General features: G+C 57.9%; 11 protein-coding genes. 1 reads left to right on the top strand and 10 read right to left on the bottom strand.

Translation table 11 applies throughout. The annotated features are described in order from the left end of the window. Positions 1 to 51 precede the first annotated feature (51 nt). Positions 52 to 549, top strand: a complete 498-nt coding sequence (locus tag AC09SL_RS13890; protein ID WP_058546810.1) for a DUF3916 domain-containing protein — start codon at positions 52 to 54, stop codon at positions 547 to 549. Positions 550 to 574: 25 nt separating this feature from the next. On the opposite strand, the gene AC09SL_RS13895 is transcribed toward AC09SL_RS13890, so the two are convergent. The 10 genes from AC09SL_RS13895 to AC09SL_RS13940 form a co-directional block, all read right to left on the bottom strand. After that, complete coding sequence (locus tag AC09SL_RS13895; protein WP_058546809.1) at positions 575 to 967, bottom strand: GFA family protein; 393 nt, start codon at positions 965 to 967, stop codon at positions 575 to 577. A 202-nt stretch (positions 968 to 1,169) separates the two neighbouring features. Next, the gene (locus AC09SL_RS13900) at positions 1,170 to 11,333 is read right to left on the bottom strand and encodes a putative Ig domain-containing protein (protein ID WP_479571947.1); all 10,164 of its coding nucleotides are present in this window, start codon (positions 11,331 to 11,333) and stop codon (positions 1,170 to 1,172) included. Between the two features lie 389 nt (positions 11,334 to 11,722). Next, positions 11,723 to 12,238, bottom strand: a complete 516-nt coding sequence (locus AC09SL_RS13905; RefSeq protein WP_058546807.1) for a DUF5625 family protein — start codon at positions 12,236 to 12,238, stop codon at positions 11,723 to 11,725. 87 nt (positions 12,239 to 12,325) lie between these two features. Continuing rightward, positions 12,326 to 12,712, bottom strand: a complete 387-nt coding sequence (locus AC09SL_RS13910) for a hypothetical protein (protein ID WP_058546806.1) — start codon at positions 12,710 to 12,712, stop codon at positions 12,326 to 12,328. Between the two features lie 177 nt (positions 12,713 to 12,889). Further along, entirely contained in the window at positions 12,890 to 13,276 is a 387-nt protein-coding gene (locus AC09SL_RS13915) for a hypothetical protein (protein WP_058546805.1), read from the bottom strand. Positions 13,277 to 13,329: 53 nt separating this feature from the next. Then, positions 13,330 to 14,754: an HlyD family type I secretion periplasmic adaptor subunit gene (locus tag AC09SL_RS13920; RefSeq protein WP_058546804.1), complete on the bottom strand. Its 1,425-nt coding sequence runs from the start codon at positions 14,752 to 14,754 to the stop codon at positions 13,330 to 13,332. Positions 14,755 to 14,759: 5 nt separating this feature from the next. Beyond that, positions 14,760 to 16,901 (bottom strand): type I secretion system permease/ATPase, encoded by a 2,142-nt coding sequence (locus tag AC09SL_RS13925; protein WP_058546813.1) that lies wholly within the window; start codon positions 16,899 to 16,901, stop codon positions 14,760 to 14,762. A gap of 170 nt (positions 16,902 to 17,071) precedes the next feature. Beyond that, positions 17,072 to 18,466, bottom strand: a complete 1,395-nt coding sequence (locus tag AC09SL_RS13930) for a TolC family outer membrane protein (protein WP_058546803.1) — start codon at positions 18,464 to 18,466, stop codon at positions 17,072 to 17,074. Between the two features lie 172 nt (positions 18,467 to 18,638). Next, the gene (locus tag AC09SL_RS13935; protein ID WP_058546802.1) at positions 18,639 to 19,379 is read right to left on the bottom strand and encodes a CPBP family intramembrane glutamic endopeptidase; all 741 of its coding nucleotides are present in this window, start codon (positions 19,377 to 19,379) and stop codon (positions 18,639 to 18,641) included. Further along, positions 19,376 to 20,305, bottom strand: a complete 930-nt coding sequence (locus AC09SL_RS13940; protein WP_058546801.1) for a LysR family transcriptional regulator — start codon at positions 20,303 to 20,305, stop codon at positions 19,376 to 19,378. The genes AC09SL_RS13935 and AC09SL_RS13940 overlap by 4 nt, the downstream gene beginning before the upstream one ends. Between the last annotated feature and the right edge of the window lie 88 nt (positions 20,306 to 20,393).

Consider the following 20,393-nt stretch of genomic DNA (forward strand, 5'->3'; position numbering starts at 1 on the left):
ACCGCGTCGCGGCCCGGAGAATAGCCGGACCTCACTCGGCAGGAAACATCAATGCGGCAAATCAGCATCAATGACAAACCACTCAGGGGCCTCCATCGCCGCCTTCGTTCCATAGAGCGCTGGGCATCAAGTTTTCAAGACAACTTTTACCCAAGGCCTGGTGACAGGAAATATGCAAACTGGAAGATTCCTGTTCATGAGGCCTTGGTCGAAGGCCCTCAGGCCCGAATTGAAGTCCAGGCCTTCTGTATCCAACAATTGCTCGAAGCGGCAACCCATCTGTCCAATGCAGCTGATCGCTCACAGGGCTACTACCGGGTCGCGTGCCTGCTGACGTGGCCATGGGTGCATCAGAGTGAAGTCACCCTCTTCTATGATCGGGACTATTACCTGCGGTTTCTCGGCGAAACCAATGCACTCAATCCGCAACTGCTCAGCCAGACACTCGCGTTACACACCCCGGCGCACTTCATAGAGCACGGGCATGACGTGACTCAAGCGGACGACGAAATCGCAGTTCAATGGTGGTGCATAGGTGAACCGGCCTGAAGTCAGTCGTAACTGCAGGCGAGCCTCAGTCCTCGACCCGCCCTGTCCCCTCGCGATCATGCTCGTAGTGTCGGGTGAGCGGAAACGCCGGCAGCCAGGCCTCACGGCGCACGGTCCAGCTTTCGTAAGTGGGCATCAGCTGATCGGGGGCGTCCAGCGTCCCAAGGTGCACTTCTATTTCGTCACCCGAGCGGGCGAACAGCGACGAGCCGCAGCGGGGACAGAAAAAGCGTCCGGCGTATTCCCGTGTTTCACCTTCGATCGTCACGGCATCCTGTGGAAACACAGCGGCAGCGTAGAAGAGCGCGCCGTGATGCTTGCGACAGTCGAGGCAGTGACAGAGGCCAACCCGATACGGACGGCCCGAGGCTTGGATACGAACGTTGCCGCACAGGCAACCGCCGGTGAATCGGTCCATGGAGGGCCTCCCTTACAACCGTTTAATAGGCCGTCGAGAACCCGCGAGCGGCCGTTATCATTAGAGATCAGCGTAGCGGCTAATCACGTTGAAAAAAGGTCGTATTAATCAGAAAACGCCCTGACGGGCGTTTTTGTCTAGCATCAGGGTAACCGTACCGCCAATGTGACTGCCGCGCCTTGAGGCGCGGCAGCTTGGGGCACTATTGCCAGTTGCTGGCAATCACAGCGTTCAACGAGGCCTGGTAGTTCTGCGGCAGTGAAGTCTCACCGGGAGCCGGTGGCGCGAAAGCGGCCATGGCGCCAACCAATTGATCGACCTGGTTGTCCAACAGGACCTTGCCATCGGCGGTACGGAACTGCTCGATGTTCTGGGCTTTTTCCCAGTTACCCGGCCCCCAGAACGACCATTTGGAGATCGTCACTTTATCGGTGGTGCCAATGACACTCACTTCCAGGTCCCAGCCGTTCTTACTGAACCAGAGTTGATTGGCGGAAATACCGGCACCGAACTGCAGCACATCGGTATTGGCGTCCGGGTCGAAATCGTCAATATCATCCTGACCATCCCCACGCTCGAATCGATAAAGATCATTACCACGATCCCCACTCAACTGATCGTTGCCTATTCCACCTATCAGGGTGTCGGAGCCTGTATCACCAGACAACCGGTCATCACCCGCCCCACCCAGCAAGGTGTCGGAGCCTTCGCCACCGCTCAGTTCATCGGCCCCGTTGCCACCCGACAGCGTGTCGTTACCACCCAACCCGTAAAGTTTGTCATCACCGTCAAGACCACTTAACGAGTCAGCCAGTGCATCCTCGCCGAACAGTGCATCGCTACCTGAAGTTGCCGTGCCCTTGGTCATGTTCTTGATGGTGTCGGCATTCCAGAGGGTTCCGTCGTCGAACTGGATCTGCTCGATCCGATACGCGCTGTTGGAGAACCAGCTGGAAGCGGTCAGCTTGTCGGTGGTTCCTGCAATGCCCAAAAAGAGGTTGCTGGTGTCTCGACTGAGCTGGATATCGGAAGGTTTGAGGCCTGCCCCTACCTTGATCGTATCCAGGTTACCCACCGAAGAATCATAGTCACTTATCGAATCCTGCCCGACCCCGCGGTAGAACAGATAGGTATCGTTACCGGCATCCCCATAAAGCGAGTCGTTGCCGGTGCCACCATCGAGCGTGTCCATGCCCGCGCCACCAAACAGTTTGTCGTTGCCGGAGCCGCCATTGAGTGTGTCATTGCCCGACAATCCGTAGAGTGAGTCATCACCACCCAGTCCATTGAGGATATCGGCGCTGGACTCATCGCCTTGCAGGACATCATTGCCCTCACTCGCCACGCCCTTGGACAGGGTCGTCAGGGTTGCGGCGTCCCAGAGCGTGCCGTCGGCGAACTGAACCTGTTCAACCTGCGAGTCCGTGGAAAGGAACCATTCGTTGACGGTCAGCTTGTCGGTGGTACCGAGGATCGTCAGTTCCAGGTTGTAGCCCACGCGAGCAACCTTGATGTCGCCTGGGCTGATCCCTTGGGCCAACTTGATCACGTCAAGATTGCCCCTGGTCCAGTCGCGATCGGAAATCAGGTCCTGGCCACCACCACGCTGGAAGAGATAGGTGTCGTTGCCGGAACCGCCGTACAACGAGTCATTGCCCGCCCCACCGTCCAGCGTATCCAGCCCCATCCCACCGTCAAGCGTATCCCGACCCGCTCCACCGTTGAGCACATCGTTGCCGGCCAGGCCAGACAATTTGTCATCACCGTCAAGCCCGTCCAACCGATCGTTGGCTTCGTCACCGATCAACGTATCGGCGCCATTGGTGGCGACCTCTACCGACAGGCGCTTGAGATCGCTGACGGACCAGACGGTGCCGTCTACGAACTCGACGCGTTCAACCTGATAGTTGGCGTCGGTGTAGCTGTAGATGGTCATCCGGTCAGTGGTGTTCTTGATGGCGAGGTAAACATCGCTCCCCTCACGCTTGACGATGACATCGCCGGGATTGATGTCCGCGGCGACCTTGATCGTATCGCTGTTTCCAGCCATCGAGTCGAACTCGCTGATAGTGTCCTGGCCCATACCCCGATAAAACATATAGGTATCGTTGCCTGCGCCCCCCGACAATCGATCGTTACCGAGACCACCATCGAGGCGGTCATTGCCGTTATCGCCACTCAGATAATCGTTACCCGTGCCACCCTTGAGGATGTCATTGCCATCCCCCCCGCCCAGCGAGTCGTTACCGGCGCCGCCTTCCAGTCGGTCGTCACCTGCCTCACCGTAGACCTTGTCATCCCCCTCAAGCCCATCGAGTACATCGGCCCCGATGTCGCCAAACAACGTATCGGCAGCGCTGCTGGCGACGCCTTTGGTCATTTGCTTGAGGGCGTCAACTCCCCAGACCGTTCCATCGGCGAACTCGACGCGCTCCACGATGTAACTCGAATTACTGAAGAAGGTGATCGACAATTTATCGGTCGTGCCTTTGATCGCCAGCGTGAGGTAAGTCTGGTCCCGGCTGACGATGACATCGGCCGGGGCAATATCAGCCGCGACCTTGATGGTGTCGACGTTGCCGACCGTCCAGTCGAAATCGGTGACGCTGTCCTGGCCCATACCTCGGTAGAACCGATAGGTGTCATTACCGAAATCGCCACGCAGGCTGTCATTGCCGGCGCCACCGTCCAAGGTATCGTTGCCGTCCCCGCCGGAGATCCAGTCGGCGCCATCACCGCCGTTCAGCACATCGTTACCTTCCCGACCGTAAATCGAGTCATCACCGCCCAGCCCATTGATGACGTTGCCCGAGGCATCGCCGTTGAGGCTATCGGCAGCCGCAGTGCCGTTGGTGACGGCTTGGGCATTGACCACGATGTCGAACACGTCACTGGCCACGGCAGCAGACAGGTCCACTGCTGAAACCTTGACCGAGACGGTTCCAGCCTGCGAAGGCGTGCCGCTGAAGGTGCGAGTGGCCGCATCGAATACCAGCCACGCAGGAAGCGCCGAACCGTTGGCCAACGTCGCCTTGAAGTTCAGCCGATCCCCGGCATCGATATCAGCAAACGCATTGGCCGGCAACACGTAGCTGAGCGCCTGGCCGCTCTGGATACTCAGGTCAGCGACCGCATTGACGAGTTGCGGTGTATCGTTCACGTTGGCAACGGTCAGATTGAAGACGTCCGACGTGGTGGCTCCGGCCTTGTCGGTGGCCGTCACCTTGATCGCTTGCAAACCAACATCGTTGTTGGTCGGCACACCCGAGAACGTCCGGGTGAGCGCATCGAAGGTCAGCCAGCTCGGCAGCGCACCACCACTGGCAGTGGTCGCAACCAGGCTCAGGGCATCACCCGCATCGATGTCGCTGAAACTGCTTGCCGCCACAGTGAAGCTGAACCTGGCGTCTTCGCTCGCCACCTGATCCGCCAGGCCGAGATTGACGGTTGGCGCGTTGTTGACGTTCTGCACGTCGATTTCGAACGTATCGGAAACCGTTGCGCCTGCCTTGTCGGTCGCCTGGACACGAATGGCCAGTTTGCCAACGTTCGTATTGCCCGGCGTACCGCTGAACGTCCGGCTCGCAGCGTCATAAGACAGCCAGCCGGGAAGCGCCTGGCCATCGGCCGATTGCGCGGTGATGCTCAGCGTATCCGCCACATCCACATCGGCGAAGGTGCTTGCCGGCAACGCGAACGTCAAAGACGCCCCTTCGACGACGGACTGGTCGGCAATGGCTTTCACCAGGACCGGTGCATCGTTGGTATTACTGACCTGGACTTCAAAGCTATCGCTGACAGACAACCCCGCCTTATCGGTTGCGGTGACCCGGATCGACAAATCACCCACCGCATCGTTATTCGGCGTACCGCTGAAAGTGCGAGTCTGGGCATCGAAACTCAACCAGGCGGGCAACGGCTTGCCGTCGGCAAGGGTCGCATTCAGTTGGAGCGCATCGCCCGTGTCCGCATCGACAAAGGCATTGGACGCGAGCGTCAGGACAAAAGCGCTGTCCTCGGTGGCCTTCTGGTCAGCAATCGCTGCCGATACGGTGGGCGCCCGATTGGCCTGGGTCGACAGCGTCGCAGTGTTCCAGACCGTCCCGTTGGCGAATTCGATACGCTCGACGCTATGACCGCGAGCGGCCGTCCAGCCGGAGATGATTTGCTGGCCGTCATTCAGGCGCAGCACCATGCCCCGGGCCGAATGGTCGACAGCGACATCGCTTTCCTTGATACCCGCTTCGAACACGATGGTGTCAATGCCGCCAGCCGCTTCCAGGTCTTCACTGATGTGATCCTGACCCTGGCCGACGCCGAATACGTAGCGGTCGTCGCCCCTGCCACCTTGCAGGAAGTCATCGCCCGCAGCCCCATACAAACGGTTATTGCGCTCGTTGCCGATCAGTTCGTTGCTCAGCTCATTACCAGTGGCATTCAAGGCCGGACCGGACAAGGTCAATGCCTCGACATTGGCCGCCAAGGTGTAGTCGAGGGTGGAAATCACCTTGTCATTGCCGCCGTTGAGGTCTTCCACGACGGCGTCACCGGCGTTATCCACGAAGTAGGTGTCGTTGCCCAGGCCACCGATCATCCGGTCTGCGCCTTGGGCCCCGTCTAGACGGTTATCGGCAACGTTGCCACGCAGGACATTGTTGGCCGCGTTGCCCGTGGCATTGATCGCCGCGTTACCGGTCAGGCTCAGGTTTTCCAGGTGATTGGCCAGCGTAAAGGAGACCGAGGAATTGACGGTATCGGTGCCCGCGCCTTCGGATTCGACGATCCGGTCGGAACCGTCATCCACGCCATAGGTATCGTCGCCCAGACCGCCGATCATCACGTCGGAGCCGCCGGCGCCATTGAGAATGTTGTTTGCGCTATTGCCCACCAAACGGTTGGAGAGCTCGTTACCGGTCCCATTGATGGCGGCACTGCCCAGTAGCTGCAAAGACTCCACCTCACTGGCCAGGACATGGCTGACACTGGACTTGACCACGTCATAGCCACCGCCTACGACTTCCTTGATGACGTCCCCCGCGTTATCGACGATGTAGGTATCGTCCCCCATCCGCCCTTCAAGGACATCGGCGCCTGCACCCCCGTCGAGCGTGTTGCCTCCGGCATCGCCAACCAACAGATCATTCGCGCCGGTACCGCTCAGCAGCACCTTGGGTTGTGTTACCGCTTGGCCGAAAATGAAATTGGCTGCCGAGAGCTGGCCGGCAGTTACGCCTTTAAGCGTGAGGTACTGGGTACCGCTGGCCATCGTGCCCAGCCAGACCCGCAGATAGACCTCGCCGTCGACGGTCACGTTGCTGAAGTTCAAGTCAGCAAAACTGTGTACCGCGCGAATCTGCGAAAGATCGATCTTCTCGTTGGCATTGGCGACTTCGAAGTCATCGATCAGGTTGCCCATGATCCCCTGCGAGGCGCTGGCCAGCAGGTCTTCGACCAGCACAAAACGATCATTACCGGCACCGCCCGCGACGGAGGCACCGGTGTGCGTCGCAGCGCCACTCAGGTTGATGTTCGGTGACAGCACGGTGGTGTAGGCATGGTCCTCGATAGCCTGGTCACCTTCGAGGTAGAGGACATCGTTGCCGGCGTCCCCCCCCAGGTAATCCAGTCCGACATCGCCACGCAATACATCATCGCCAGCGCCACCACGGATGACATCGTAGCCTTCGCCTCCGCTGATAACGTCATTGCCGCCCACGGTCGAAGCCGTCGAGGACTCGCCAACCAATACATCGTCACCCTGGCCACCCATGATCGTATCGGCACCGGTGCCGCCAAATACGCGCTCGCCACCATCGTGAGCCCAATACAGGAAGCTACCGGTCACGTCCGGCAGATTGCGCTCGGTATTGGCACCGCTGAGCCCGAAACCGTAGCCAGAAGCCTGCTCCAGCCGACTCAGGCGCACACCTTCCGGGATGTGAACGAAATTCTTTAGCGTCAGGCCTTCGGATTGAACGTTCTTGAGTAACAGGACTTGCCCATCCGCCAGGCTCAACCGAGTATCGGCGCCTTGCTGGGTAATGGTCGCCGCCGTATAGACCTCGTCATCAAAGCCGGACAGAACGATTCGGTCAGTACCGATCACAAAATCAGTGACGGTGTCGATGTCGCCCGCGGCCTTGTCGATCACGAAATAATCCGTGTCGGCGCCGCCGGTAAAGGTGTCATTGCCCTTGCCGCCGATGAGCGTATCGACCCCAGCACCCCCAGACAGCACATCATCACCGCGGCCACCTGAGAGATGGTTGTCCGCGGCGTTGCCGATCAACGTGTCAGCAAACTCACCCCCGATCAGGTGCTCGATCTGCGCGGCATTGGTGATCGCCAAGCGAGCGCCGGCCAGGGTGGCCTCGCCTTTGGACAAATCGATCACACTGGCACTGGAGATCGCCGCCGCGTTGATCGTGTCCTGACCACCGTCGGTGTCGTTAAGCGCATTGCGCCCGCCCGAAGCGGCCAGTTGGGCGTACTCGTTGGTGTACACATACTGGTCGTCAATCGTATCGCCCTTGCCGTAGACGTTCAGGCTCCAGCTGTTGAGCGTCCCGGTATCGCCGGTCACGCTGTCAATCACTTGCAGCGTCCAGTTCCCTTGCACCGCTTCGCCACGCAGCAGGGCCGTGCCAAAGACATAGTTCAAGGTGTTCTGACCGTCAAAATCGGCATTCCCACGATCCGTCGCCGCGCTGCCCGGGGCTTTGCCCGGACGATTCATCAGGATGGATTCAGTGCCCGACGGCGAGATCAACTTGAGAATCAGGTCCCCTGGCCGCGCATGGCTCAGGTTGACCTTGACCTCGACATGCTCGGCCAAAATGTCGACCGCTCCCATCGTCAGCGAATGGCTGATGCCGGCGCCCTGTCCGTCGGTGATCGCGCGGTTGAGCACGCCGGATTCCAGCGGGTTCGTCAGGCGCAACTCATTACCCAACGTCTGCTGGATATTCCAGGTTTCCGCCAAACGCACCGCGGCCCGGGCATCGACTTCGCCATAACCGTAGTCGTGGCTGACGTGCATGCCGCCGCCGTTCCAGTTCTGGCTACCGTTGGTCTGCCACGAGGTCGTGGGATCGTTCACCTTGCGGGCCGAAATCGCCAGGATCTGCTGCACATCGCGATAACCCAGCTCCGGGTTGGCTTCCAGCATCAAGGCCACGATGCCGGAGACAATAGGGGCTGCGAAACTGGTGCCTTGGGAAACGCTGGTGTCGCCGCCGAACGTGGACCCGTTGTCGTTCTGCACCAAACGTGAGGTCGACGTGACGTTCGAGCCCGGCGCGCTGACCAGGATGCTGGCGCCAGGGCTGGAGAACGGTTTCCCGCCCAACTGCAACGCCCCCAGGTCGGTGGTGGCGTTGATCGCGCCAACCACGATGCTACTGCGGGTATTGGAGACGTTCGAGTAGTTGGTGTTACCGCCCTTCTCCCGATCGTTGCCGCCCGCAGTGACGATCACTGTCCCCAACCCGTTGCGGCCTTCGTCGATGGCCTGGTAATAGGCCGTCGGCAATGTCCCCAGCTCGGCGGGGCTGAACTTCAGGTCGAAGTGATTGTTGCTGCCCCAGCTGTGGTTCACCACATCGTATTCATACATGTGGGACATGTTGCTGAAATCGTCTTTATTGACCCAATACCCGGCCACCGTGGCGTCGTAGGCGACACCGACACTGCCCTCGCCATTGCGGGCGGCGACCATCACCCCGGCGACGAGGGTCGCGTGATCGCTGAACTTGCCACCGCTGCCCTCGCCCGCCATCTGTCCCGGCGTGGCATTGGCCAGCCAGTTCTGGTCGATGTTGTCCTTCAGGTCGGCGTGGCGGTAATCGAGGATTTCCTTGGTCGTGCCGAACGGACTGTTGGTCTCGATCTCGGCGATCCTGACACCTTTGCCGGTGTAGTCTTTCCAGACCGGCAGGATGTTCGCCTGGGACAGGTACCACTGATCAGTCACCAGCGGATCGTCGGGCAGGTCCGAAGTCTTCAGATAGACAGCGGCACGCATCGTCGCGCTTTCGCCGGTGCCCATGTTGATGATCGTACTGGCCTCGTTACCCTTGGCATCGGCGACGGTGTACTTGAAGCCCATGATGCCGGTGAAGGTCGCGTCCGGCGTGAACAGCACGTCACCGGCCTGGGTCACGACGGCGGTTCCGCCCACCACATCGAACAAGCCGGTGATGTGCAGCGCGTCATGCTGCCAGTCGATGTCGTTCTGCAGCAGTTGTTCCTTGCCGATCAGGTGCGCGCTGGTGCGCTCGAACTCGACACCGCTTTTATCCTTGCTCAGGACATCCTTGACCAGCAGTGCACTCTCCATGCCCTCGCTGGTCGCGGTCGGGATCTCGACCAGCTTCAGGTTCTTGAAGTTGGCTTTCTCGACGTTCTGCAGGAAGTCGGTACCATCGCGGCCGGCCACGGTATCGCTGATCCAGACGCCTTCGGCGGTTCGGGTAATGCGGTAATCTGCGAAGTCACCTGACAATTCGACAACGTCCAGACCGCTACCACCATCGATGTGATCGTCGCCGGCCCCGCCGATAAGGACGTCATCGCCGACGCCACCACTCAGGTTGTCGTCATCCTGGCCGCCGTCGATCAGATCATTGCCGGAACCACCCTGAAGCTGGTCATTGCCACGGTGACCGCGCAGCACGTCGTTGCCTGCCCCGCCCAGAACGGTGTCGTTGCCATTTTCACCTGACAACGCATCGTTGGCGGATCCGCCGACCAATACATCGTCGCCGTCCCCACCTCGCATGTAGACCGTACTGTTCCCACTACCAATGAATATGTCATTGCCGCGTCCACCTTGGGCAACTTCCACGCTTGCCTCGGCCAGGTTCAGATAGACGCCTTTATCGCCGAGCACCTGTACGATATCGGTGCCTTCTCCACCGTGAATATTCGCGGATAGGTCGTCCCCATCGATCAGCAGAACATCGTCACCTGCACCGCCGTTGAAGGTATCGCTGCCTTGGCCGCCAGCGAGCCAGTTGGTCTGGGCATCCCCCAGCAACACATCATCGCCCGATCCGCCGGTGGCGTTGTTGACGCCCTTCTGAGCGACATCGATAGTTTCGCCTGTGGTCGACGACGAAACATACCCTTTCACGGCCGAGACTTCTCCCGAGCCTTGGGTCGAGACCACGGTGCCCGCTCCACTTGCGGTGAAGACATGGCCGTTGGGGTTGGCCAGGAAATTGGCGGCAATGGCTTCCTTGCTTGTACCGTTCTGCACGAAAGTGCCACGTGCCAAGACTTCGTTGCCGTCACGTACCTCGCCACTTTGTACTTGATTGTTCAGGTTGATCTGGGTAATTCCCAGGTCCGAGAATGATTTGAGTTCACTGGCTTCACCGGCATCAATCGCGCCGTTGCCGTTGAGGTCGTTCCAGCTCTTACCATCGTGATTCGAGTCTACCCAGACCTTGACGCTCGACCAAGAGGCATCCTGCCTATCGAATACGCCATCGGCATTGCTATCCAGGCTGGCCAGGGCGGCAAAACCATTAGCGAAACGCTTTTGCCCGGCTTCGCCATCGGCGCCTGCTGTCCCGCCGAAGTATTCCGAAAGTGTCTCGCTGATATTATCGATTCTGCCGTTGGCATTGGCGTCAACAACTACGACGCCATCCTCGGGGCTGACCCAACCGGTTTCTTCAAGGCTGCCGCCATCATTGTCGGCATCGAAGAACACAGGGGATGTCAGATAGTTGGTTAGGCGTACACCATCGCCGTTGAGATCCAATACCAGTGGGTCGGTAGGCAGTGTCACCCGCGCCCGCGCATCACCTGAGTTCAGCAAGGCTCCCAAGGTACTGCCATAGGAAAGGCCTTGGCTGGAATTGCGCAGGCTGAAATCGAAAACTTCCTTGACGGTATTGACGTTGCCGGGGCGATAACCATCAGCCAATATCTGGGTAGCTGCGGCGGTAAAGGTATTGTTGATCCAGTTACCTTGGTATTGATTCAGGTTGAGCTTATTGGGATCGGAGCTCAGGTTCCAGCCGCCACCGCTGCTGATCAGACCATTGCTAACTTGTTGGGCCGCTGCGTCGTGGTCGATCGAATCCTTGTATTTAATACCTGAAACGAGGTCGGTATTCAGGGCAAATTCGTTTTTTACTGGGGCAGCATTGACACGGTCAGTAGGATCGAGCCACAGGCAGCTCTCGCCATCGTCATAATAAGCGCCGTGGCGCGTCAGATCGTCACGGATAATTTGTGCGCCGAAGCCATGAAGAAGTGCCTTCAGATTATCCGGATTATTACCTGGAAAAAGGTCTCCCTCGAATCCGCTTTCGTTATAACCAATAGTCTTCAGTGAAGCATATACAAAATCCACACAACTGTTTTTTAACAGATCGTATGTCGATGCATCGAAGCCGCCACTATCGGGCCCATTAGAAAACGTCATCAGCGCGTTGTATTGCGCCTCGGTCAACTTTAAGGTGACCTCATAAATTGTTTCCTGATAGCCACCATCATCTTCGTTTGTTACTTGTCCTGGCCCAAACATCTCATCAAGCCTTGAAGCAAAACCGTAACTCTGCTTCGCCACTCCATCACTGACGCTGTACCACATATGCCCACCGGGGGAGTCGTGCAGGTCTCCCGCCTTATGGGAACTTTTGTCTTGCTGATAAATATAATCCGCACCAACCCCTGCGACTTTATATGTAACACTATAATTTTTTTCCATTCGTGAATCCCTTCACTCACCAGCTCAAAGAATTAAATTTTCGGATCATAATAAGAAAACTCTACATAACTTTCAGTACCCTTAAGCGCTTCAATTTCATTCAGAGTCACAATCTCAACCGAGTACTCGCCAGGGGCAAGAGCCAGATATTTGATGTCCCTAACCTGCGCGGACTTATGATCCCCTTCATACTCAAAGGCCTGACCAGAATTAACACCCTCCGTCATTATCCGCTCTTCAAAAAACAGCTTGCCATTCCTCAGAACGCGCAAACCGATCGGTATCGGCACCCCTACCTCTCTGTACAATCCGCCACCCCACAGCTTTCCCTGCGCCTCTCTTTCGGATATGTTTTTGCTCCAGACGAACAACAAAGCAACTCTGTATCCTCCCGCCTGGTCAACCGTAAACTGTGCGTTGGCTATTTGACCTGCGCGGGAGACGTCGATCGGTTTGACTATCAGAACCTTATTCGAACATCCCGCAAAAAAAACACAAACAGATACAACAAGAATTTTCCTTATTACTGACAAAGCCTTAACAAGCATAAACACTTCCTCACAAACGTCACCTAATGAGATTCACAGCGTAGCAAAGGGTTACCCCCATTAATCCTGCAACAACCGAAAAACCATTTATGAAGAGCCATATCCAAAAACATAAATCGACGCTAAAAACAGGCCATGACAAATTACCGACCCTATGGAAATCCACAACGCCACTTTCTTCAAAATATCTGCTTCAATCAGCCCCCCTACCAAGGCTAATCCTCCCCCCAGCCAACCGAGCTGCGCAAGCGCTAGCGCCTCTATAAGAAGCATTGCCGGACTCCACTTATAGCCCCCACTGGCATAAAGCCAAACGATATAGCAAAAAATAGTAGGCGGAACGCTACAGCACCATATAAACAGTGAGGCTGCGTTCGCGAACTTTAACTTTACGGCAACCAAGCTCGCCAACAGCAAACCAAGATAAACCATACCGCCATCCAGCCCACTGAAAAGTATTTTCAATTCACCCATCACCCGTCCCCTAGCGCGCTCGCATTAGATAGACACAACTCAATACCACACAAATAAATGCAAATTTTTGGGCAGCACTATCTCCCGCAAACTTTTATCTGCATATTATTTCAACTGACTCAGAAAACAACCAGCCAGCTCGCTGCGACCCAACTTCACTTCCGCCGCCAGCTCCAACTACCTAACCAAGGGTTGCAAAAGCAAGGCTAACAACAAATACAACCCATGAAAAACCAAAGACACAATTGAAATCCAAACACCTGCCGCCCTCAGCCCCATAAAGCTAGTCATCTTACTTAACAGCATCAACAAGAAACTCAGCCAGCCGATTTGAGAGAAAGCCAAAAGGTCAATAATGACTACAACAAGATAATTCCAGCTTCGAGCCCCCTCATAAATATAAACAATATAACAATAAAGTGTCGTCAGCAGGCTTAACCCCCAGACAAGAATGTCATCTGCATACTTACGATTCAAACGCATCATCACAAGAGCAGTGATCACCATGCACGGAAACAAAAATATGTCGTACAAACCGTAAAGAAAAACTTTCAATTCCGCCATTGACACTCACTCCCTCTTCCATGCTTGTCGCCACGGCTCAATTTCTAAAGAACTCAGCGTTCCCGCAAACTCTCACCCGCATACTGCTGCAACGGACTCAGGAAATAATCAATCACCTTCCGGCGATCCGTCTTCACTTCCACCGTCACCGACATCCCGGGGGACAACGGCACTTTTTTCCCGTGTACCAGAATGGAGTCCTGCAACAAACTAATGCGGCTGCTGTAGATCAACCCACGCTTCTCGTCTTCAATCGCATCGTTGGAAACGCTGACAATTTCCCCCTCGACCGTCCCGTACTTGGTAAAGGTAAATGTCTCGACTTTCACCGTAGCCAGTTGCCCCTTCCGGACAAAACCAACGTCCTTGTTCTCCAGCATGGCCTCGACCTCCATCGGCTGGTCATTAGGCACGACCACCATCAGCGGCTGGGCCGCCGTCACCACACCGCCCACGGTATGAATTGCCAGTTGCTGTACCGTGCCATCCACCGGCGCGGTCAGGCTCATCAGGTGGTCGCGTTGTTCGGCCTTCTTGAGTTCTTGTGCCAGTGCAGCCGCTTTCTGTTCCGATTGCTGCTGCAAATCGAGCATTGCCCGGCGGGTCTGGGCGAGGATGCCCTGGCGCCGGCGCTCGGCTTCCTTGCGGCTGGCATTGAGTTCGATCACCCGCGCTTGCTGCACGGCCATGTCCCGCTCCTGGTCCAGCAGGGCCTGCTGTTTTTCCAGGTAGGCGTGGCGTGGCACGTATTGCTGATCGAGCAGCTCACGATAGTCTTGGGCCAGGCGACGGGTAATCGGCAGCGTCTGTTGCAGCGAGGCCACCATCGCCTTGGCCGATTGGATTTCCGCCGTGCGCTGCTCGACTTCGGCATCGACCTGATCCAGGGAGCTGCGCAGTTCCAGGTATTGCCCCTGAAGCCAGCGTTGTGCGGCCATCACTTGCGGCGGATCGGCCTGAAGCAGGTAAGTGGCAAGGGATCCGGGTTCCTTGCCACTTTGAATCGCTTCAAGCAACGCCGTGGCCCTGGCGCTATCGACCTCGGCCGCCAGCAAGTCACTCTTGAAGCGATTGACGTCAGCACTGGTCGCACTGGTGTCCAACTCCACCAGCACATCCCCGGCCTTGACCCATTGCCCATCGTAGACCCGGATGGCTTTCACCACCGCCACTTCGCTCGGTTGGATGGTCTTGCTCTTGCCGCTTGCCACGACCTTGCCCCGCGCCGTGGCGACCACTTCGATTTCACCGACACAGGCCCACAAAAGCGCCAGCGCGGCGAAGCCCATGATGGTCCATTGGATGTAGCGTGGCGCCGGGTGAGCCGGTTGATCCTGCAAGGCGAGCGCGGCCGGCAGGAACTGGACCTCGTGGGCAAGCCGATTCGGCGTGTCCAACTGTTTGCGATGGCGCCATGCCTGGCGCCAGGCAGTCCGATAGCGTCGCAACAACGCACGTGTTGCTGAGGGTTCGCTCATGCCAACTATCCTTGTTGCAAACGGTGCAAGCGAGAATAGTGTCCCGCTTGATGGGCCAGGAGCTCGTGGTGGGTGCCCTGTTCGACGATCTGTCCGCGATCCATGACGACAATCCGGTTGGCATCGCGCACCGCCGAAAGCCGGTGGGCGATGATGATCACCGTTCGACCTTTACAAATGGCCTGCATGTTCTGCTGGATGATCCGCTCCGACTCGTAGTCCAGTGCACTGGTCGCTTCATCGAAAATCAGGATTCGCGGATTGCCGATCAAGGCTCGGGCGATCGCCACGCGCTGACGCTGGCCGCCAGACAACGAAGCGCCGTGTTCACCGACCACCGTGTCGTAGCCTTCGGGCAACTCAAGGATGAAATCGTGTGCGCCGGCCATTTTCGCCGCCTGCATGACCGCCTCCAGGGGCGCCCCGGGATCGGTCAAGGCGATGTTCTCGCGGATGCTGCGGGCGAACAGCATGTTGTCCTGCAACACCACGCCGATCTGCCGGCGCAGTGAAGAAACGTCGGCCAGCGCCAGGTCCATGCCATCCACCAGCACGCGGCCGCGCTCCGGGACGAAGAGGCGCTGCAACAGGCGGGTCAGCGTGCTTTTGCCGGAGCCGGAACGTCCGACGATGCCGATCACCTCTCCGGCGCCTATTTCCAGGCTTACGCTGCGCAGCACCTCGGAGCCATCGGGGCGATAACGGAAATGCACCTGGTCGAATTCGATCCGCCCCTTCAAGGCGGGCAACGCACTGCGAGTCGCCTGGGACATTTCGGTCCGCGTGTTGAGAATATCCCCCAGGCGCTGCACCGAAACACCGGTCTGCTGGAAATTGGTCCACAGTTGAGCCAGGCGCATGATCGGTTGGGCGACCCGGCCCGCGAGCATGTTGAAGGCGATCAACTGGCCCACCGACAGTTGCCCGTCGATCACCAGCCGGGCGCCTAGCCACAGTGTCGCAACAGTCACCAGCTTGCCGATCAGAGAGACGCTTTCATTGGCGATCGTCGACAAGGTCTGGGTCTTGAAACCCGCACTGACGTAGGCCGCCAGCTGGTTGTCCCATTTGCGGGTGATCTGGGGTTCGACCGCCATGGATTTCAATGTGTCGATGCCGTTGACCGTCTCCACCAGAAAGGCCTGGTTCTCGGCGCCACGGGCGAAGCTTTCGTTCAAGCGGGCGCGCAGCACCGGCGTAATCAACAGGGAAACCACGACATACAACGGCAGTGACAGCAGTACCACCAGCGTCAACCAGCCGCTGTAGAAAAACATCACGGCGATGAACACCACCGAAAACAGGACATCCAGTACCAACGTAATGGTGTTGCCAGTGAGAAAGCTGCGAATGTTCTCGAGCTCACGAACCCGAGCGACGGAGTCGCCGACCCGTCGTGCCTGGAAATACGAGAGAGGAAGCGTCACCAGGTGCCGGAATAACCGGGAACCCAATTCAACATCGATGCGACTGGCCGTGTGGGCGAACACATAGCTGCGCAGCCCACTCAAGACTGTCTCGAACAACATGATGCCCAGCAGGCCAATGGCGATCACATCCAGCGTGGTGAGCCCGTGGTGCACCAGCACCTTGTCCATGACGACCTGGAAGAAAAGCGGGGTCAATAACGAGAATATCTGCAGGACGAAAGAAACCAGCAGTACTTCACCCAATAGCTTTCGATATTTGACGATGGCCGGGATAAACCAGGTGAAATCGAACTTGGACAGCTCGCCCGCCAACGACGACTGGGACCGTATGAGAATCAATTCACCGCCCCAGCGTGCCTGAAGCTGTTCGGCGCTGATCATCTCGGGGCGTTGGGACCTGGGGTCATGGATCAGGATTTTTTCCTGGTCCATACGGGCAATGATGAAAAACCCGCCGTCACTGGCACAGGCAATCGCAGGCAAAGGCGTTTGCCCGAGCCGTTCGAATGTGGTGCGGATAGCCTTGGCCTTGAGGTCAAGCTGACGCGTGGCCAGCAGTATTTCGGCTTTGCCGAACAACTGCCCTTCAGCCACGTATTCGTGGGTAAGCTGTTCCGTGGAAACGGCAACGTTGTGAAAACGCGCCAACATGGCCAGACAGGCCAGCCCCGTGTCCAGCGCCGCCGATGGCCCTTGAGAAGTACCTTGTTCTTGCATAAACGCTTCCATGCGGAAAATTCATTAGCGAGCCCCCATAACTTCCTTGGGTGGGGCACGGTGTTCCGCTTGGCGCCAAGGCCCGAGTCAAGAACGATATCAAAACAACATTATTCGATTTTCCGGTCTCTGTCGACCAGGAACCGACTTCTAACGCCTGTGCCAGAGCCTTACATCAGTTCAGGGGGAAGAAAATCGCGCTGCGGCTGGTAGTCTGCCTTCAGGTACTCGGCAAGCTGTTGCAGGTCGTCGGCACTCAGCGTGCCGGCAGCCTGTTTCAAACGCAGATTATTGAGAATGTAGTCGTAACGCGCGTCGTTATAGTCACGCACGGACTTGAAAAGTTGACGTTGGGCATTGAGTACGTCGACGGTGTTGCGGGTCCCGATATCCGCGCCGACCTTGGACGCTTTCAAGGATTTCTGGCTCGACAGGATCGTCTGCCGCCGGGCTTTTATCTGCTGGATGTCGGAGTTGACGGCGCGCAAATAGTTACGGGTATCCAGGACCACTTCCCGGCGCTGGCTTTCCCTCAACTCCTCGCTTTGCGTCAACCGCTGATAAGCCTCATGGGCCTGGGAGCTGACGCGCCCCCCGCTGTAGAGCGGGACGGTCACTTCAACAGCGATACTGCTCTGGGCGACGTTTCCACGGTAACCATCGCGACCAAAATCAGTCGGGTTGCTGTAGCCAAAACTGTCGTTATCGCCCTTGCGATAGGAAGCCACCGCATCGACCGTTGGCGCATGCCCGGATTGACGCTGACGCAAGCGTTCTTCAGCAGCCTCGACAGCATAGTTGCTCGCCAACAGCATCAGGTTCTGCTCGACAGCACCTTCTACCCACGACTTCGTATCATTGGGAATCGGCGCCAACACCGGCAATTGATGTTGCATACCCTCGATACTGGTGTATTGCTGATTGGTCAAATGCACCAGTTGCTCGAAAGCGTCTTCAACCTTGCGCTGCGCCAGTTGGCGATTGGCTTGGGCATTATCGAAAGCAGACTCGGCATCCAGGACATCCGTGATGCTCGACAGTCCACCCTTCAAACGTGCTTGCGCCTGATCCATTTGCTGCTTGAGCGCGGTCTCCTCAGCCTCCGATGCCGCCAGCTCGTCCGTGGCGCGCAGCGTTTCAAAATAGGCCTGCGCCGTTTGCAGAATGAGCGCTTGCTCCTTGGCCGACAACTCCAGGGCCGCTTGTACAGTGCTAGCCTTGGCAGCCTTGAATTCATACCAGAATGCAGCGTTGACCAAGGGTTGTTTCAGGTTGGCCTGGATCGTATTGCCGCTGCGCCCCCGTTCAAGCGCTGGCTCATCACGCGACAGGCGAGTGGCTTCAAACGTAGCCCCCGTGCTGATCACGGGTAATAGATTGGCCCGTGCCTGCGGCACCAATTCCTGTTGCGCAGCGTAATCGGCACGGGCTGCCGCCAGATCGGAGTTATGCGAAACAGCCTGACGATAGACCGCCATCAGCTCGGCCCGCTCAGCGGTCGGCGCGGAAAAAACGAACGAAGGGAACAGGCAGGCGAACAACAGAACGCGTTGAGCGCGACTCATGACCAAATCCTTTTGAATGACGCGAAAGCAGCGAAAAATCGGCAGCTGCCCCAATGGGGCGCCGAAACTAAGGCAGTTGGGGGAAGAGGTCAAGCGTTCAAGCACAACGCCGCGTTTCTCTACACGAGGCGGTTGCAAGGTCGTCGTCTTGGTTAATTGTGGCTGGTTTAACTCACTGAAAACCGGCCATCGGCACCGCAATCAGCAATATCGCCGTCCCATGGGTCGCCGTCGACGCCACCACCCCATAACGCATGCGCACGAACCCGCAGGCCAGCCCTTCAATCAGCGTAAAAAGCAAAACCGGCCAACCGAGTTGGGTGACGCTCAAGGCGAGAGAAGCATGCAACGCAGAAAACGCCACGGCACTGATCAGCGCTGCTCGCAGGGCGCTGACGTGCAGTTCGAGGTAACCCTGCAAGAAGCCACGAAACAGCACTTCTTCCAGCGCGTTGGCGCCATAGGCCAGCACCACCATGCCGAGCAGCCAGGCCCCATAACCCGGAATCGCCGTTTCAGCCCCTTGATAAAGCCGCAGCGGCAAACCGATCAGGCAGCCCACGGCGAAGCCCAGGACCAGGCCAGCTAGTCGATTGCCTTTGAATAGAACCACCAGTTGCCACAAGTCCGGCAACAGGCGCGCGCTCAACGCGACCAACAGCAGCGACGAAACGCCCAGCATCGCCAGCACAAACGGGTTGGCCAGAAAACCAATCTGCAGATCGCCATTCAGGGACCACATGCCCAAGGGCGTCATCGCATCGCGCATCAACACGAATGCCAATAGCAAAATCACGATGCGCAACGCTGTCTGGGTCTTGGGCGTCAACCCGAACCAGAGGCCGAAGAGCGCCAGGCCCGGCAGCAGATACAGGGTGTAGTCCAGCAGTACAACGAGTCCTTCGGCGATCATTGCGCTCTTGCCTTGGCGTCAACCGGCGCATGTTGGGCCATCAATTCCACAACCCAGTCGATGAACACCCGCAACTTGGCGCTGATGTGCCGGTTCGGAGGATAAGCCAGATACAACGGCATCGGCTCGAGGTGCCAGTCTTCGAACAGCGGCACCAACCCGCCCTGCGCTTCATGAGGCCTGGACATGTACCTGGGCAGCCAGAGCACGCCCAGCCCTGCCAAACCGGCCGCGAGGTAGGCATTGCCGTCGTCGATGGCCAGCGCGTAGCGCCCTTTGACGTGAAGCAGCTCACCGTCACGACGCATGGCGTAGGGCAAGGATTTACCCGTGCGTGCCCACAGGAAACCCACGGTGCGATGATGCGAATCTTCCAGTTCTCGCGGATGCGCGGGCAGGCCAAACCGTGCCAGGTAACTCGGCGCGGCAAAGACGCCAAGGGCCAGGTCGCCGACGCGTCGGGCGATCAGCGACTGATCCCTCAACTCGCCGCCGCGCAACACGCAATCGACGTTTTCATCGAGCATGTCGACGATGCGATCGCTGACGCCCATGTCGATCTGGATGTCTGGGTATCGCGCGTAGAAAGTCGGCAAGGCCGGTATCAGGATCATCGCGGCCAGCGGACTCGGCACGTCCACCCGCAGTCGCCCGCGAGGTAACGCCTGGGCGCCGGACACGCTGGTCTCGGCATCGTCCATGTCGGCCAGCAGCCGGATCACCCGCTCGTAGTAAGCCGCGCCGTCGGCGGTGACGTTGACCTTGCGCGTGGTGCGGTTGAGCAACTTGACCCGCAACCGTGCTTCGAGCTGCTGCACCAGTTGGGTCACGGTGGTCTTGCTCATGTGCAGGGTTTGCGCCGCCTTGGTGAAGCTGCCCGCCTCCACGACTCGAACGAACGCTTGCATCGCATCAAAACGATCCATCTGTGCCTCGGCTGTCGATCCGATTGTTTGGATTCTACAAACAGTGATCGCCAAGGTTGCTCGTTTATCGCCTGGACACAAGCCCCTA

Source organism: Pseudomonas sp. PF05, assembly GCF_056521845.1.

Excerpts from the sequence above, each read along its gene's own strand:
- AC09SL_RS13905 (WP_058546807.1), bottom strand. The coding sequence starts at position 12,238 with ATGCTTGTTAAGGCTTTGTCAGTAATAAGGAAAATTCTTGTTGTATCT.
- AC09SL_RS13935 (WP_058546802.1), bottom strand. The coding sequence starts at position 19,379 with ATGATCGCCGAAGGACTCGTTGTACTGCTGGACTACACCCTGTATCTG.
- AC09SL_RS13915 (WP_058546805.1), bottom strand. The coding sequence starts at position 13,276 with ATGGCGGAATTGAAAGTTTTTCTTTACGGTTTGTACGACATATTTTTG.
- AC09SL_RS13940 (WP_058546801.1), bottom strand. The coding sequence starts at position 20,305 with ATGGATCGTTTTGATGCGATGCAAGCGTTCGTTCGAGTCGTGGAGGCG.
- AC09SL_RS13895 (WP_058546809.1), bottom strand. The coding sequence starts at position 967 with ATGGACCGATTCACCGGCGGTTGCCTGTGCGGCAACGTTCGTATCCAA.
- AC09SL_RS13925 (WP_058546813.1), bottom strand. The coding sequence starts at position 16,901 with ATGCAAGAACAAGGTACTTCTCAAGGGCCATCGGCGGCGCTGGACACG.
- AC09SL_RS13890 (WP_058546810.1), top strand. The coding sequence starts at position 52 with ATGCGGCAAATCAGCATCAATGACAAACCACTCAGGGGCCTCCATCGC.
- AC09SL_RS13930 (WP_058546803.1), bottom strand. The coding sequence starts at position 18,466 with ATGAGTCGCGCTCAACGCGTTCTGTTGTTCGCCTGCCTGTTCCCTTCG.
- AC09SL_RS13910 (WP_058546806.1), bottom strand. The coding sequence starts at position 12,712 with ATGGGTGAATTGAAAATACTTTTCAGTGGGCTGGATGGCGGTATGGTT.
- AC09SL_RS13920 (WP_058546804.1), bottom strand. The coding sequence starts at position 14,754 with ATGAGCGAACCCTCAGCAACACGTGCGTTGTTGCGACGCTATCGGACT.